At 73.4% G+C, this 15,194-nt stretch carries 15 protein-coding genes; 4 read left to right on the forward strand and 11 right to left on the reverse strand.

Annotation, left to right across the window (positions count from 1 at the left end):
• The first annotated feature begins 239 nt into the window (after window positions 1-239).
• From ileS to ACXR2U_RS12940, 4 genes are all read left to right on the forward strand, one after another.
• Window positions 240-3,473, forward strand: a complete 3,234-nt coding sequence (ileS, locus tag ACXR2U_RS12925) for an isoleucine--tRNA ligase (protein ID WP_458825453.1) — start codon at window positions 240-242, stop codon at window positions 3,471-3,473.
• Window positions 3,474-3,557: 84 nt separating this feature from the next.
• Complete coding sequence (locus ACXR2U_RS12930) at window positions 3,558-4,085, forward strand: dihydrofolate reductase family protein (protein WP_458825454.1); 528 nt, start codon at window positions 3,558-3,560, stop codon at window positions 4,083-4,085.
• Window positions 4,086-4,098: 13 nt separating this feature from the next.
• Complete coding sequence (locus tag ACXR2U_RS12935; RefSeq protein ID WP_458825455.1) at window positions 4,099-4,440, forward strand: ArsR/SmtB family transcription factor; 342 nt, start codon at window positions 4,099-4,101, stop codon at window positions 4,438-4,440.
• Between the two features lies 1 nt (window position 4,441).
• Window positions 4,442-4,885 (forward strand): SRPBCC family protein, encoded by a 444-nt coding sequence (locus ACXR2U_RS12940; RefSeq protein ID WP_458825456.1) that lies wholly within the window; start codon window positions 4,442-4,444, stop codon window positions 4,883-4,885.
• Window positions 4,886-4,903: 18 nt separating this feature from the next.
• Here ACXR2U_RS12940 and ACXR2U_RS12945 read toward each other — a convergent pair whose 3' ends face one another.
• The 11 genes from ACXR2U_RS12945 to ACXR2U_RS12995 form a co-directional block, all read right to left on the reverse strand.
• Entirely contained in the window at window positions 4,904-5,473 is a 570-nt protein-coding gene (locus tag ACXR2U_RS12945; RefSeq protein WP_458825457.1) for a hypothetical protein, read from the reverse strand.
• Window positions 5,474-5,501: 28 nt separating this feature from the next.
• Window positions 5,502-6,407 (reverse strand): DivIVA domain-containing protein, encoded by a 906-nt coding sequence (locus tag ACXR2U_RS12950; protein ID WP_458825458.1) that lies wholly within the window; start codon window positions 6,405-6,407, stop codon window positions 5,502-5,504.
• A 212-nt stretch (window positions 6,408-6,619) separates the two neighbouring features.
• Window positions 6,620-6,901 (reverse strand): YggT family protein, encoded by a 282-nt coding sequence (locus ACXR2U_RS12955; RefSeq protein WP_458825467.1) that lies wholly within the window; start codon window positions 6,899-6,901, stop codon window positions 6,620-6,622.
• A gap of 70 nt (window positions 6,902-6,971) precedes the next feature.
• On the reverse strand, window positions 6,972-7,550 hold the full coding sequence (locus ACXR2U_RS12960; protein ID WP_458825459.1) for a cell division protein SepF: 579 nt from the start codon (window positions 7,548-7,550) through the stop codon (window positions 6,972-6,974).
• Between the two features lie 65 nt (window positions 7,551-7,615).
• Window positions 7,616-8,440 carry a YggS family pyridoxal phosphate-dependent enzyme gene (locus ACXR2U_RS12965; RefSeq protein WP_458825468.1) on the reverse strand — a complete coding sequence of 275 codons (825 nt, stop codon included), beginning with the start codon at window positions 8,438-8,440 and terminating at the stop codon, window positions 7,616-7,618.
• Window position 8,441: 1 nt separating this feature from the next.
• Window positions 8,442-9,638, reverse strand: a complete 1,197-nt coding sequence (ftsZ, locus tag ACXR2U_RS12970; RefSeq protein ID WP_458825460.1) for a cell division protein FtsZ — start codon at window positions 9,636-9,638, stop codon at window positions 8,442-8,444.
• 208 nt (window positions 9,639-9,846) lie between these two features.
• Entirely contained in the window at window positions 9,847-10,845 is a 999-nt protein-coding gene (locus tag ACXR2U_RS12975; protein ID WP_458825461.1) for a hypothetical protein, read from the reverse strand.
• Between the two features lie 145 nt (window positions 10,846-10,990).
• Window positions 10,991-11,422, reverse strand: coding sequence for an RNA polymerase sigma factor (locus tag ACXR2U_RS12980; protein WP_458825462.1), 432 nt, complete (start codon window positions 11,420-11,422; stop codon window positions 10,991-10,993).
• A gap of 61 nt (window positions 11,423-11,483) precedes the next feature.
• Window positions 11,484-12,323 (reverse strand): cell division protein FtsQ/DivIB, encoded by an 840-nt coding sequence (locus ACXR2U_RS12985; protein ID WP_458825463.1) that lies wholly within the window; start codon window positions 12,321-12,323, stop codon window positions 11,484-11,486.
• Window positions 12,320-13,801, reverse strand: coding sequence for a UDP-N-acetylmuramate--L-alanine ligase (gene murC / locus ACXR2U_RS12990; RefSeq protein WP_458825469.1), 1,482 nt, complete (start codon window positions 13,799-13,801; stop codon window positions 12,320-12,322). The genes ACXR2U_RS12985 and murC overlap by 4 nt, the downstream gene beginning before the upstream one ends.
• 68 nt (window positions 13,802-13,869) lie before the next feature.
• Entirely contained in the window at window positions 13,870-14,958 is a 1,089-nt protein-coding gene (locus ACXR2U_RS12995) for a UDP-N-acetylglucosamine--N-acetylmuramyl-(pentapeptide) pyrophosphoryl-undecaprenol N-acetylglucosamine transferase (protein WP_458825470.1), read from the reverse strand.
• Window positions 14,959-15,194: the final 236 nt, after the last annotated feature.

The following is a 15,194-nucleotide window of genomic DNA, read 5'->3' on the forward strand; positions in this document are numbered from 1 at the left end:
CGGTGTGAGCCCGGGGCATGGACGCGGCGTCAGATCACCTCCGAGCACCGGAAGAACCGGCGCGGGCCCCGGGGTCCGCACCGCAGTAGACCCGGACGGCACGACCAGAGCGGGCGGCAGCAGGCTGGAGTTCGGAACAGCCGGGCCGTCAAGGAGGGTGGTACCGCGGCCACCGGCCCCAGCGCCGGCGCGTCGTCCCTCCGGTTCACCGCACCACCTGAGCCGGAGACGTACCCGTCGTGAGCTACCAGCCCGTCCCCCCGCACGTCGACCTGCCGACCCTCGACCACGAGGTCATCGACTTCTGGCGCACGAAGGACGTCTTCGAACGCACCCTCGCCCGGACCGCCGACGGCCCGGAGTGGACTTTCTACGAGGGCCCGCCGACCGCCAACGGCATGCCCGGCACCCACCACGTGGAGGCCAGGGTGTTCAAGGACGCGCTGCCCCGGTTCCGGACCATGAAGGGCTACCACGTCCCGCGCCGCGCCGGCTGGGACTGCCACGGCCTGCCCGTCGAACTGGCCGTCGAGAAGGAACTGGGCTTCACCGGCAAGCCCGACATCGAGAAGTACGGCGTGGCCGAGTTCAACGCCCGGTGCCGCGAGTCGGTCACCCGCCACGTCGACGCGTTCGAGGTCATGAGCGAGCGCATGGGCTACTGGGCCGACTACGAGCACGCCTACTGGACGATGGACCCGGCGTTCGTCCAGAGCGTGTGGTGGGCGCTGAAGTCGATCTTCGACCAGGGCCTGCTCGTCGAGGACTACCGCGTCACCCCCTACTGCCCCCGCTGCGGCACCGGCCTGAGCTCCCACGAGCTCGGCCAGGACGGCGTGTACAGCGACGTCGTCGACCCGTCGGTCTACGTCCGGTTCGCCCTCACCTCCGGACCCTGGGCGGGGCGGGCCGACCTGCTGGTCTGGACGACCACGCCGTGGACGCTGGTGTCCAACACGGCGGTCGCGGTCAACCCCGAGGTGACCTACGTCGTGGTCGAGGCGGCGGGCTCGACGTTCGTCGTGGCCGAGCCGCGTCTGGCCGCCGTCGCCGCGATGCTGGGCGAGGAATCCCCCGTCGAGATCGGGCGTCTCCTCGGCGCGGACATGGAGCGTTGGACCTACCAGCGGCCGTTCGACCTGCTGGAGTTCCCGACCGAACTGCCCGGCGGAGCGCCCGCGGCGAGCCCCAACATCGTGGTGCTGGCCGACTACGTCACCACCGACGACGGCTCGGGGTTGGTTCACCAGGCCCCCGCCTTCGGCGCCGACGACCTCGCGGTCTGCCGGCGGTACGACCTGCCGGTCATGAACCCGATCGGCCCCGACGGCCGGTTCCTCGCCGACGTCCCGCTGGTCGGCGGTCAATTCTTCAAGGACGCCGACGCCCCGCTGGTCGCCGACCTCGAGGCCCGCGGCCTGCTCGCCAAGCACCTGCCGTACGAGCACAGCTACCCGCACTGCTGGCGGTGCGGGACCTCGTTGCTCTACTACGCGCTGCCGTCCTGGTACATCCGCACCACCCAGCGCTCGGCCGAACTCATCGCCGAGAACGAGGCGACGACGTGGTTCCCGGCGTCGATCAAGCACGGGCGGTACGGCGACTGGCTCGCCAACAACGTCGACTGGGCGCTCTCGCGGGACCGCTACTGGGGCACCCCGCTGCCGATCTGGCGCAACGACGCCGACCCGTCGCGCCTGCGGTGCATCGGGTCGCTGGCCGAACTGGGCGAGCTCGCGGGGACGGACCTGTCGGCCCTCGACCCGCACCGCCCGTTCGTCGACGACGTCACCTTCACCGTCGACGGCGAGGACGGCGTCTACCGCCGCGTGCCGCAGGTCATCGACGGCTGGTTCGACTCGGGTTCCATGCCGTTCGCGCAGTTCGGCGCGCCGTGGCAGAACGCGGAGGAGGCGGCGGCCGCCTACCCCGCCGACTTCATCTGCGAGGCCATCGACCAGACCCGCGGGTGGTTCTACTCGCTCATGGTGGTCGGCACCCTGGTGAACGGCCGGAACTCGTACAAGAACGTCGTCTGCCTCGGGCACATCATGGCCGAGGACGGCCGCAAGATGTCCAAGCACCTCGGCAACATCCTCGAACCGCTGCCGCTCATGGACCGGCACGGCGCCGACGCGCTGCGCTGGTTCATGGCGGCGTCGGGCTCGCCGTGGTCGCAGCGCCGGGTCGGACACAAGGCCCTCGAGGAGATCGCCTCCAAGGTGCTGCGCACCTACTGGTCGATCGCGTCGTTCCAGGCCCTCTACGCCGGCGCCAACGGCTGGTCACCCGACGACGACCTCGTTGCACTGAGCAACGATTCCCACGTCCTCGATCGTTATTTGCTGCAACGGACCCGTGACGTCACGCTCGAGGTGGACGCCGCCTGGGAGAGCTTCGACATCGCCCGGGCCGGGCGCGCGTTGTCCGAGCTGGTCGACGACGTCTCCAACTGGTACGTCCGCCGTTCGCGCCGACGGTTCTGGGACGGCGACGCCGGCGCGCTGTCGGCGCTGCACCGGTGCCTGCACGTCACGACCCGGCTGCTCGCCCCGCTCGTCCCGTTCATCACCGAGCGGGTGTGGCAGGACCTCTTCAAGGGGGGCGACGACGACTCGGTCCACCTGGCGGCGTGGCCGGTCGACCGCGACGGTGTCGCGGCCGACTTCCCCGACGTGGACGGCGGTTCCGCCCTGGTCGGTCAGGTGGCGCTGGTGCGTCGACTGGTCGAGCTCGGCCGCGGTGCACGGGCGGCGTCGGGCGTCAAGACCCGGCAGCCGCTCGGGCGGGCGCTGGTCGCGGCACCGGGCTGGGACGACCTGTCCGAGGCCCTGCGGCGCGAGGTGGCCGACGAGCTCAACGTCCAGGAACTGGTGTCGTTGCACGAGGGCACCGGCGGGCTGGTCGACGTCGTCGTCAAGCCGAACTTCCGGGTGCTGGGCAAGCGGTTCGGCCCGCGCATGAAGGAGATCGCCGCCCTGGTGACCGGTGCCGACCCCGCGGCGGTCGCGGCGTCGGTGCGCGCCCAGGGGTCGGTGGAGATCGGCGGGGAGACCTTCACCGCCGAGGAGTTGCTCGTGTCGGAGTCGCCGGCCGAGGGGTGGGCCGTCGAGCGCGACGAGCAGGCCACGGTCGCGCTCGACCTCGAGCTCACCCCGGAGCTGCGGCGCCTCGGGACGTTGCGCGACGTCGTCCGGATGGTCCAGGACGCCCGCAAGGGTGCCGGGCTCGAGGTCACCGACCGGATCGCCCTGTGGTGGCAGGTCGGCGGCCGGGAGGAGCCGGCGCTGGCGCTGCGCGAACACGGTGAGGCACTCGGGGCGGAGGTCCTCGCCACCACGGTCACCGAGGGACGGCCGGACGGCGCGGCCCTGCCCGACGTCGAGTCGCCCGGCACGCTCACGACCGACGCCGGCCGGTTCGTCACCCACGACCCCGACCTCGGCGTGACGGTCTGGTTCGCCACCGCCTGAGGTGTTCAACCGATCGGTTGACAACCGTCGTCGGCCTCTCCTAGTGTTCAACCCGTCGGTTGACCACGGACGAGGAGAGACGACATGGCACGTAGGATCACGGCGGTCGAGTACCTCACGCTCGACGGCGTCTTCGAGAACCCGACCTGGACCCAGCCCTACTTCGACGAGGCGGTGGGGGCGCACCAGGGCGAGACCATGCAGGCGGCCGACGCGCTGCTCATGGGGCGGGTGACCTACGACGGCATGAGCGTGGCGTGGCCGCAGGCGGGCGACAGCCCGGAGACCGGCGGCGACATCATGAACTCGATCGGCAAGTACGTCCCGACCTCGACGCTCACCGAGCCGACGTGGAACGCCGCGTTCCTCACCGGCGACGTCGTCGAGCAGGTGGCGGGCCTCGACGGCCACCTCGTGGTCTACGGCAGCGGCCAGCTCTCGGAGACGCTGCGGGCCGGGGGACTCATCGACGAGTACCGCCTCCTCATCGCCCCGATCGTGCTGGGCGAGGGCCGCCGCCTGTTCACCGGCGGCACGCCGTCGACGTTCACCGTGGCCCGCAGCCAGGCCGCGCCGAGCGGCATGCTGCTGGTCGACCTGGTCAAGGCCTGAGGCTGTGCCACCCGTGGCCGCGGACGACACCCTCAGCGTCACGTTCGGCGCCCTCGCCGATCCGACGCGGCGGGCGATCCTCGCGCGCCTGACCGACGGTGACGCCACCGTGAACGAGTTGGCCGCGCTGTTCCCGGCCATCTCGCTGCAGGCGGTCAGCAAGCACCTGAAGGTGCTCGAACGCGCGGGCCTGGTCACCCGCGGCCGCACCGCCCAGCAACGTCCGGCCCACCTGCGGGCCGATCCGCTGGCCGACGCCGGCGCCTGGCTCGCGCACTACCGCCACTTCTACGAGGGATCGCTCGACCGGCTCGGTGAGCACCTCGCCCGACTGCAACGCCCGACGGAGGACTGAGATGGTCGAGCTGACGTTCACGCGCACCTACGCGGCACCGCGCCAGCTGGTGTGGGACGCCTGGACCGACCCCGATCAGATGGCGCAGTGGTGGGGCCCCCGCGGGCTCACCACCCCGCGGGAGTCCATCGTGCTGGACCTGCGGCCGGGCGGGCGGATGGCCTTCGACATGGTCGACGACGCCACCGGCAACCGCTACCCGAACAGCGGCACCATCCGCGAGGTCGACCCGCCCGCGCGGATCGTCTGGGACGACGACGGCTTCCCCGACGGCTCGGGCAAGGGCACGGCCACCGTCACGTTCACCGAGGTCGACGCGTCGACGACGACCCTGCACCTGCACCTGGTCGCGGACTTCTCCGAGACGGTCCGGGCGGGCGCCGAGCAGGGTTGGGGCAGCCAGTTGGACAAGCTCACCGAGATGCTCGCCGCCTCCGCCGGCTGAGGCCGAGGGTCCGACGCGTCAGGTCGAGGCGTGCTGCGGGGTGTCGGCGGTGCCGGGATCGCACAGCGAGCAGGCGACGAAGCCGTCCTCGAGCGCCTGGCTGCGCGGGATCGGTTCGGAGTCGAGCGTGGCGATCGTCGCGCAGTCGCGGGTGTGGTAGCGGGGGCGGCCGTCGACGACCCACACCGCCTGCGGATCGTCCGGGTCGATGGCCGGGGCGTCGAGATCGACCGGCGGCACGGGATCGCCGCTCGCCGAGGTGCCGGCCGCCCGGGTGTCGGCCCCCCGCGTGTCAGCGGCGTCGGTGTCCGCGGTCCGGGTCGCGGTGTCGCGAGCCACCGAGGACCGACCCGACCGGCGGGCCTGGACGACCCGTTCCGCCACGAGCAACACCGCGGCTAGCACGCTCGCCACCAGGGAGGCCGCGAGCCACGCCGAGGTCGAGCTGATCAGGCCGACGACGAGCAGGACGAGCGCGACGACCAACAGCGCCGGGACGACCAGCACGGTGCGTGACGTGCGGGGGCCGGGGCGACGGGTCCCGGCCCGGCGCGCGGCGGACCCCGGCTCGGTGTCGGAGGTCGTCACCGGCTACCGGAGTCCTGCGCGGCGGACGTCAGTGCGCGTCGACCGAGCCGTTGTCGCTGGGAACCGCGGCGGGCTCCGAACGACCGCTCGCGTCGAGGTCACGCAGCTGGGACTCGAGGTAGCTCTTGAGCCGCGTGCGGTACTCGCGCTCGAAGGTGCGCAGCTCCTCCAGGCGCCGCTCCAGCGCCGCTTTGCGCTGCTCGAGCTGCGAGGTGATGGTCTGCGCGCGCTGCTCGGCGTCCTGGACGGTCTGCTGGGCGCGGGCCGTGCTCTCGCGGTCGAGCTGGTCGGCGCGCTGCTGGGCCTCGGCGACCTGGGTCTCGGCCGACTGCTTGGCCTCGGCCAGCTGCGTCTCGGTCGTGGCCTTGGTCTCGGCGAGCAGGCGGTCGGCCTCGGCGCGGGCCTCGGCGACGTGCTGGTCGGCGGTCTGCTGGGCCAGGGCGAGCAGGCGCATGCCCTGCTCGTTCGGCAGCTGGCCGGTGGACTGTGCCGGCTGCTCGGCGACGGCCGGGGCGGCCGTGCCGGCCTGCTCGGCCTGCTGGCGGGCCTGCTCGGCCTGCTGGCGGGCCTGCTCGGCCTGCTGCTGCGCCTGCTCGAGCTGCGCGCGGTTCTCGTTGAGCGACGACTCCAGCTCGCCGACCTGCGACTGCAGCCGCTGGATCTCCTCGCGTGACGCCGCGAGCTCGGCCTGGGTCTGCTCGTCCGCACCGTCGGCGCCGTCCGGGACCGCGGCGACGACCGGCTCGGCCGGCCGCGGGGCAGGCGCCGCGCCACCGAGCTGGGCGCGGAGGTCGTTGTTCTCCTCGATGAGCCGGGCGAGCTCCACCTCGACGATGTCGAGGAAGGCGTCGACCTCCTCCTCGTCGTAACCGCGCTTGCCGATCGGCGGTTTGCGGAAGGCCACGTTGTGGACTTCAGCAGGAGTGAGCGGCATGCGGGTCACCTCGTGTCGATCGGCGTGCAGAGAGCGGGACAGGACAGTGAACGTGGACTGGAGCGTCAACCCGTGCGCAGGGCAGGGCGGGCACCGCAGTCGGCAGACGATGCTACCGCCCGGACGCTAGTCCACCACGCCACCACCCCCCGAACGGGGACCGCTGGCGTGTGATCGGCGGGTGTCGCCCCCGTGTCGCGGGGGTGACGGGGTCAGACGAAGTTCAACGCGATCGCGCGGACGATCGAGAGCAGGATCAGCAGGATCAGCACCGACAGGTCGAGGCTGACCTGACCGATCCGCAGCGGCGGGATGACCCGTCGCAACAGCCGGACCGGTGGGTCGGTGACGGTGTAGACGATCTCGAGTCCGACCGCCGTGGCGCCCACCGGGCGCCAGGTGCGGGCGAACGACCGGGTGATCTCGACGACCACGCGGATGATGACGCCGACGAGCAACGCGTACGCCACCAGCGCCACGATGCTCCAGATCAGCTGCCCCACGGGACCAGTATGCCTGTGCGGTGTGGATCAGCAGCAGGTTCGGGAGGGATCGGGTGCCGGGTCAGGACTGGTTGAAGAAGCCGCCCTCGGCGATCCGGGCCTTGTCCTCGGCCGTGACCGTGACGTTCTGCGGGCTGAGCAGGAACACCTTGGCCGTCACCCGGTCCAGCGTGCCGCGCAGCCCGAAGATCAACCCGGCCGCGAAGTCGACCAGCCGACGGGCGTCGGCGTCGTCGAGCTCGGACAGGTTCATGATCACCGGCGTGCCGTTCCGGAAGTGCTCGCCGATCTGCCGGGCCTCGTTGTAGGTCCGCGGGTGCAGCGTGGTGATCCGGTACGACGGCGTGGCCGGGACGACCGGGGCCGGGGTGGGCGGCGCGACGTACGTGGGCTCGGCCGGCTCGTCCTCGTACCGGCCGTAGGCCTCGGGCTCGGACCACTCACCGCGGCTCATCGTGGCGGTCGCGGCCCGGGGGCTGCGGGCCACGGCGGAGCCGGTCCGTGACGACGGCCGCTCGGTGCGGTCCTGCCGGCCGTAGGGGTCCCGGTCGGTCGAGTCGTAGTCCGCGGCGTCGGCGTCGAAGTCGTCGTCCTCGACGAGGCCGAGGTAGACGCCCATCTTGCGCATCGCTCCGGGCACGGTGGCTCCTCCTGGTGGTGGTGTGCTCCCACGGCGACGGGGTCGCAGGAGTGCTGGTGCGGACGCTAGCTGAGAAGAGGCGGTCTGCGGCCGAGCAACGCCGAGCCGACACGGACGTGTGTCGAACCCGCGGCGACGGCGGCCTCGAGGTCGTCGCTCATGCCGGCGGAGACCGACACGGCGGCGGGGTGGTCACGCCGCAGCGCCTCGCTCACCGCGGCGAGATCGGCGAACGCCCGTGCCGGTTCCCAGTCCGCGGGCGCGACGGCCATGACGCCCGCGAGGTCGAGGTACGCCGCCGTGGCGACGGCGTCGGCGAGGGCCGGGACGTCCGCGGCCACCGCTCCCCCGCGCTCGGGGTCACCGTCGAGGCTCACCTGGACGAAGACCTGCAGGCGTCCGGGCGCGGTGCGCTCGCGGGCGCTGGAGGCCCGGTTGACCCCGCGGTCGAGCGCGGTGACGAGCTTGGCGCGGTCGAGCGAGTGCACGGCGTGGGCATAGCGGGCGACGCTGTTCGCCTTGTTCGACTGCAGTTGCCCGACCAGGTGCCAACGCAGCGGCACGACGTCCAACGCCCCGGCGCCCGGTTCGGCCGGTTCGGCGGCGACCTCGGCGTGCTTGACGCGCGCCTCCTGGTCCTTGTTCTCCCCGACGTCACCGACGCCGAGCGCGGCGAGGGCGAGCACGTCGGACGCCGGGCGGGTCTTGGTCACCGCGACGAGCGTGACCGCTCCCGGGTCCCGCCCGGCCGCGGTGGCGGCGGCGGCGATCCGGGACCGGACCCCGCTCAGGGCGTCGCTGACCTGAGCGAGGCGCTCCGGGGTGGGCGCGGCGTGACCGGTCGGGCCGGGCTCGGTCGGCCGCGCATCGTCGTCGGGAACCGGTCTCAGCTCAGTTCTTCAGGAAGTCCGGGACGTCGAGGTCCTCGTCCATGCCGATCGGCGTGCGGCTGCCGGGGCGCTCGATGGCGCCGCCGCTCGGACCGAAGGCCGAGTTGCCGGCGCCGTGGCCGAGCGGCCAGCCGCCGGACGTGCGGTTGTCAGCCTCCCGCGGCGGCGTGGCCGCGGCGAGCCGGTCGTAGGCCGGGGTCTCGCTCGCCGGCGGGGTGTCGCGCCGGACGTCGACCTTCTTGTAGGGCAGCTGACCCGAGTCGAAGCCCGCGGCGATGACCGTCACCTTGACCTCGTCACCCAGGGTGTCGTCGATGACGGCACCGAAGATGATGTTGGCGTCGGGGTGTGCGGCGTCGGCGACCAGCGAGGCGGCCTCGTTGATCTCGAACAGGCCGAGGTCGGAGCCACCCTGGATCGACAGCAGGACGCCGTGGGCGCCCTCCATGCTCGCCTCGAGCAGCGGGCTGGCGATCGCGATCTCCGCGGCGGTGCGCGCCCGGTTGTCGCCGCGGGCCGCGCCGATGCCCATGAGGGCCGAGCCCGCCCCGCTCATGACCGACTTGACGTCGGCGAAGTCGAGGTTGATCAGGCCCGGGGTGGTGATGAGGTCCGTGATGCCCTGGACACCGGAGAGCAGGACCTGGTCGGCGCTGCGGAAGGCGTCCATGACCGACACGTTCGCCTCGGAGATCTGCAGCAGGCGGTCGTTCGGGATCACGATGAGGGTGTCGCACTCGGCGCGCAGCGCCTCGATGCCCTCGGTGGCCTGGGTCGCGCGGCGCTTGCCCTCGAAGGCGAACGGGCGGGTGACGACGCCGATGGTGAGAGCGCCGAGCTTGCGGGAGATGCTCGCGATGACCGGTGCGCCGCCGGTGCCGGTGCCGCCGCCCTCGCCCGCGGTCACGAAGACCATGTCGGCCCCCTTGAGGACCTCCTCGATCTCGTCGCGGTGGTCCTCGGCGGCCTTGCGGCCGACCTCGGGCTGGGCGCCGGCGCCGAGGCCGCGGGTGAGCTCGCGGCCGACGTCGAGCTTGACGTCGGCGTCGGACATCAGCAGGGCCTGGGCGTCGGTGTTGACCGCGATGAACTCGACGCCCTTGAGCCCGACCTCGATCATCCGGTTGACCGCGTTGACACCGCCGCCGCCGACACCGACGACCTTGATGACCGCGAGGTAGTTGTGCGGTGCGTTCATGACTCCTGCTTCCGGGTGGTCGGCGTGCGAAGGGCGGGTGCGCGACGGGGGTGCGACTCGGAAAGTCTCACCCTCTGGTAGACGGTCAACGTTATGTCAACCACCGCCGTGTCGCAGACGCTAACCACGCCGGGCGCCGGATCCGGCCAGACACGCCGGGCGACGTGTCGGTCGGGTCCGAATCCGCCCCGCGGCCCGCCCCGACGCCCTACGACGCCGGGCCCGAGCGGTGGTCGAGCACGAACCGGTCGCCGTCCCACCGCCAGGACTTGACCACCTGGTAGGCCGGCAGGCCGCACGAGGCGTTGTCGGGCGCCGTCGAACTGCAGTCCACGGTGACCAGTTCACCGTCGCGCAGGTCGCCGCCGTACATGCCGCCGTCCTGGCCGAGGGAGGTGATGCCGTGGCCCGACGGGTGCAGGTCGGCGTCGGAGCCCGCGGTGATCGCGCCCCAGCCGTCGGGACCGTCGGTGTAGGCGATGCTCACCCCGGTCCCGTCGCCGGTCGCGGCCTGGTTGTCCAGCAGGAACGTCGCGTGGTCCATCCCGGACAGCAGGGCGGCGTCCGCGACCGAGGCCGTGTACCGGTTCGTCGTGCCCTCCGCGCCGAAGTCCGGCAGGTAGGTGCTGGTGCCGTCGACGGCCCAGGTGCGGCCGTCGTCGGAGCGCCAGAACCGGATGGTGCCGGCGTCGAGGTCCGCACCCTCCCAGCCGCCCGGCACCAGCACCACGCCCGAGCGGGTGTCCCGGGTCGCCGCGGCGAACGCGGCGGCGACCTCGGCCGAGCTCGGCGTGTCGGTCCCGGCGCTCGTGCCCGTCCCGGGCGTGCCGGTCGCCGGGGCGCCGGTCGTCGGGGTGCCCGTCGTGGGCGGAGTGGTCGGCGTGGACAGCGAGGTCGGCACGGAGGGCGGGGTCGTCACGGCCGTCCCTGGCGGGGCCGTGGGGGTCCGGCGGGCGCTGTCGACCTCGCTGCCCAGCAGGAGGGCCAGGACGACGGCGGCCGCCGCGACGAGCAGCCCGCCACCGGCGAGACCGAGGCGACGCCGGCGCGACACCGTGTCCCGTTCGACCGGCCGTGGGGCGTGGCCCGGGCGCGGGGCGGACGCCGGCACCTCGGTGGTGGCCAGAGCGCCGAAGGCCTCGGCGAGGCGGCGTGCGACCGCGGGGTCGACGGGGTCGACGTGGTCGACGTCGTGGGTGTCAGGCATCGTCGCGGCCTCCCTTCGGTGTCGTGGCGGTGAGCGTGCGCCCGACCGCGGCGGCGGCCCGGCTGACGGTGGTGCGGACGGTGACCTCGGCGATGCCGAGGGCGGCGGCGATCTCGGCGTCGCCGAGGTTCTGGCCGTGCTCCTACTACGAGCCTGCCCGGAGCACCAGGACCTCTCGCTGCCGGCGGGGCAGGCCCTCGACCGCGGCGAGCACGGCCCGGTGTTCCTCGGCGAGCAGCACCGGGGCGTCGGCCGCCGGTCCGGTCTCGGGTTCGGCGACGCGCAGGTGCCGGCGGGCGACCACCCGGCGGCGGATCACCGACCGCGAGCGGTTCACGACCGCGGCGCGCAGGTACGCGAGGGCCTTGGTCGGGTCGGCGAGCGCGGCGCGTTGGCGGTACAGGCCGAGGAACGCGTCCTGGACGACGTCCTCGGCGCTGGTCGTGTCGTCGACCAGGAGCCGGGCCAGGCGCACCAGGCCGAGCCAGTGCCGCGCGAAGAGGTCGTCGTAGGCGGCCTCGAAGCCGTCCGTCCCGGGCGGAGCGGCGTCCGCGAGGGCCTCACCGGAGGAGTTCACGTGGGGAGGTCGCACGAGCGACCGGTTTGTTGCGTCCGCCGACCGACGAGTTTCCGGACCGCTACCGGCAGACCACCTGGTCGGGGCTGGACAGGTCCATCGTGGTGCACGACACGTCGGGTGCGCCGGGACCGAACAGCGTTCCGGTGAGCGCGCCCTTCTCGCGGTTGCGGCTCGGGTCGCCCCAGACGACCGTCCGGCCGTCGACCAGCGCGAGCTGGACGGTCGGCGGGACACCCGGCCCGTGGGCGTCGACGTCGATGCGCCCGACCAGCGCGATCCGCACCGACAGCGGGACGGCCGCGGCGACCCCGGCTGCGATGCGCAGGTCGTCGCCGGTCGCCCCGGTGACCGGCAGACCACGCGGCAGGGTCGCCCCGGCGGGCAGCTCGAGGTACGCGTCGCCGGACGCGTCGACCAGACGGGTCGGGTCGGTCAGTCGCAGCACCGGCACACGCTCGACGACCGTGACCGTGACGGTGGACGGGTACTCGACGTCGACCCGGGCCGACGCGACCTGCGGCAGGGCCTCGACCCGGCGGGCCACGGCCGCGGTGTCGAGCCGGACCAACGGCGTGCCGTCGGCGACACCGGCGGCCGTGCGCACCTGGTCGTCCGAGAGCGTGGAGGTGCCGAGCACCTGCACGGTGGACGCGCCGAGCAGCGGGCTGAACGCCACCAGCCAGGTGACGACCACGGCGACCACGACCAGCGCCGCCACCCCGACCAGCGCCCGCTTGAGCCAGCGACCCCTCGGACGGGGCTCGACCCCGGGAACGCCCGGACCACCCGGACCACCCGGACCACCCGGCGAGCCGGCCTCGACCGGCGGGCGCAGCGCGCGGTCGGCGTCGCTGTCGCCGAAGCGCTCGAGCCGTTCGAGGGTGCGGGTGATGGTCACGGTGTCGTGCCCTCCGAGCGTTCGGTGAGGATGCGCAGGATCTCCGGGCAGAGCAGGTGGACGTCGCCGATGCCCATGGTCACGACGACGTCGCCCGGCCCGGCGAGGTCCGCGACGACGCCCGCCGCGGCACCGAAGGAGGGCTCGTAGACCGTGCGGACCGGACGACCCGAGGACTCCCCCGGCACCCGCTCGGCGACCAGCGCGCCGGTGACGCCGGGCAGTGGCAGCTCGCGGGCGGCGAAGATGTCCAGCACGACCGCGACGTCGGCGTTGCCCAGCGCCAGCCCGAACTCCGTGGCGAAGGTCTGGGTGCGGCTGTAGGTGCCGGGCTGGAAGACACCGATGAGCCGTCCACCCGTGGCGTTCGTGACGGCCCGGGCGGCGATCAACTGGGCCGCGACCTCGGTCGGGTGGTGGGCGTAGTCGTCGTAGACGCGCACCCCGTCGGCCTCGCCGCGAAACTCGAACCGGCGGCGGACACCCTGGAACGTCGACCACGCCGCGGCCATGGCCGTCACGTCGAGCCCGAAGCGGGCGGCGATCGCGAGGGCACCGGTGGCGTTGCGGGCCATGTGGGAGCCGACGAGCGAGGCGATGGTCACGTCCAGCCGCGCAGGAGCGTTGCTCCCTGCAACGGTGTCGAGACCGACGACTGCGAAGCGGGTGCGGTCGGGCAGTTCCTCGATGTCGACGACGCGGACGTCGGCGTCCAGGGTCGAGCCGTAGCCCATGACGCGGCGCCCGGTGGTGCGGGCGTACTCGGCGACCCGCCGCGCGCCGTCGTCGTCGAGGTCGACCAGCAGCAGCGCGTCAGGGGTCATCCGGTCCACGAAGTGCCGGAACGCGCGGTGGATGCCCTCGAGGTCGCCGTGGTTCTCGAGGTGGTCGGCCTCGACGTTCGTGATGATCGCCGCCGACGGCCGCAGCAGCAGGAACGAGCCGTCGCTCTCGTCGGCCTCGACGACGAACAGGTCCCCGGTGCCGAGGTGCGCGTTCGCGCCGCCCTCGTAGAGGGTCCCACCGAGCGCGAACGACGGGTCGACGCCGCAGGCCTGCATGCCGACCACGAGCAGCGAGGACGTCGTCGTCTTGCCGTGGGTCCCGGCGACCGCGAGCGTGGTGGCGTCGCCGATGACGCTCGCGAGCGCGGCGGCGCGGCGCAGCAGCGGCTTGCCCGACTCGCGGGCGGCGCGGATCTCGAGGTGGTCGGGGTCGAGCGCGGTGTTGAACACGACGGTGTCGGCGGCGGCGACGTGGTCGACGGAATGCCCGAGCTGCACGGGGATCCCCAGCTGCCGCAACCCGGTGACCGTCGCGGAGTCACGGGCCTCGCAGCCGGACACCGCGACGCCGCGGCCCTGCAGCAGCCGGGCCAGGGCCGAGGTCCCGGCGCCGGCGATGCCGATGACGTGCACCCGGCCGAGATCCGCCAACGGCGGGACCGCGGCGGCGTCGTCGAGCGCGCTGTCGACCAACCGCTTGCCGGGCGCGGCCCAGTCGGCCGGGCGGCCCTCGCTGGCGTCCTTCGTCGGGCGGGTCACGGTCAGTACTCCCCCGAGGCGTGCTTCACCGCGAGCCACAAGGCCTTCTTGGCGATGTGCTGCGCGGCGTCCCGCGAGCCGCTGCCCTCGGCCTTGGCGCTCATCGAGGCCAGCAGCGGCGGGTCGGTGAGGATCGGCAGCACCGTCTCGCGCACGTAGTCCGCGTCGAAGCGCTCGTTGTCGACGACCAGGGCGCCCCCGGCAGCGACGGCCGCGGTGGCGTTGCGGCCCTGCTCGCCACCGCGCAGTGGCAACGGGACGTACGCCGCGGGCAGGCCGACCGCCGACAGCTCCGCGACGGTCATGGCACCACTGCGGCACACCACGAAGTCGGCGGCGGCGTAGGCGTCGGCCATGTTCTCGACGAACGGGACGACGACGTAGGGGGCCTCGCCCGGGGCGCGTTCCGGCGCGGTGGTGGCGTTCTTGGGTCCGACCACGTGCAGCACCTGCACGCCGGCGGCGACGAAGGCCCGCTCCGCGCCGAGGACGGCGGCGTTGACGGCCTGGGCCCCCTGCGAGCCACCGGTGACCAGCAGGGTGGGTCGGTCGGGGTCCAGGCCGAACCCCGCACGGGCGCCCGCACGCCGGGCCGGACGGTCGAGGTGCGCGATGCTCGCCCGCAGCGGGATGCCGACCGGGTGGGCGTGCGGCAGGTCGATGCCCGGGCCGGCGGTGAAGACGTAGGGGGTCAACCGCGCGCCGACCTTGTTGGCGAGCCCCGCTCCCGCGTTCGCCTCGTGCACGACGATCGGGATCTTGCGCTTGCGGGCGGCGAGGTAGGCGGGCAGCGCGACGTAGCCGCCGAAGCCGACCACGACGTCGGCGTGCAACCGGTCCAGCACCTCGGCCGTCTCGTTCACGGCGGCGCGGGCTCGCAGCGGCACGGTGAGCATGTCCTTGCCGGGCTTGCGCGGGAACGGCACCGGGCTGATGAGTTCGAGGGGGTACCCGCGGGCCGGGATGAGCGTGGTGTCGAGGCCGCGGGTGGTGCCGAGGGCGGTGACGACCGCGCGCGAGTCCGCCGCCCGGATCGCGTCGCCGACGTTGAGCGCCGGCTCGATGTGACCGGCCGAGTGGCCGCCCGCCAGGACGACCGCGAGCTGCTCCGTGTGCTTGCCCGTCGTCGCTCCTCCGTCGCTCCTGCGTCGAGGCTCCGCTCCTCCCTCGCCGGGGGCTCGGTCGATGCTCACGACTACGACCCCGTCGGGGGCAGGTCGACGTGCGTGCGCACCCGGACGGGCGGCACGGTGGGCGCGACGGGGCGGGCGGTGCGCACCTTCACCGCGGGGCGCGTGCGGGCGACGTTCGCCGCGGCGGCGCGGCC

The sequence above is a fragment of the Jatrophihabitans sp. YIM 134969 genome (assembly GCF_054456675.1).

Bases quoted from the DNA above. Each gene is read 5' to 3' on its own strand.
- ACXR2U_RS12940 (WP_458825456.1), top strand. From the start codon at position 4,442: ATGGTCGAGCTGACGTTCACGCGCACCTACGCGGCACCGCGCCAGCTG.
- ACXR2U_RS12950 (WP_458825458.1), bottom strand. From the start codon at position 6,407: ATGCCGCTCACTCCTGCTGAAGTCCACAACGTGGCCTTCCGCAAACCG.
- ftsZ (WP_458825460.1), bottom strand. From the start codon at position 9,638: ATGAACGCACCGCACAACTACCTCGCGGTCATCAAGGTCGTCGGTGTC.
- ACXR2U_RS12930 (WP_458825454.1), top strand. From the start codon at position 3,558: ATGGCACGTAGGATCACGGCGGTCGAGTACCTCACGCTCGACGGCGTC.
- ACXR2U_RS12975 (WP_458825461.1), bottom strand. From the start codon at position 10,845: ATGCCTGACACCCACGACGTCGACCACGTCGACCCCGTCGACCCCGCG.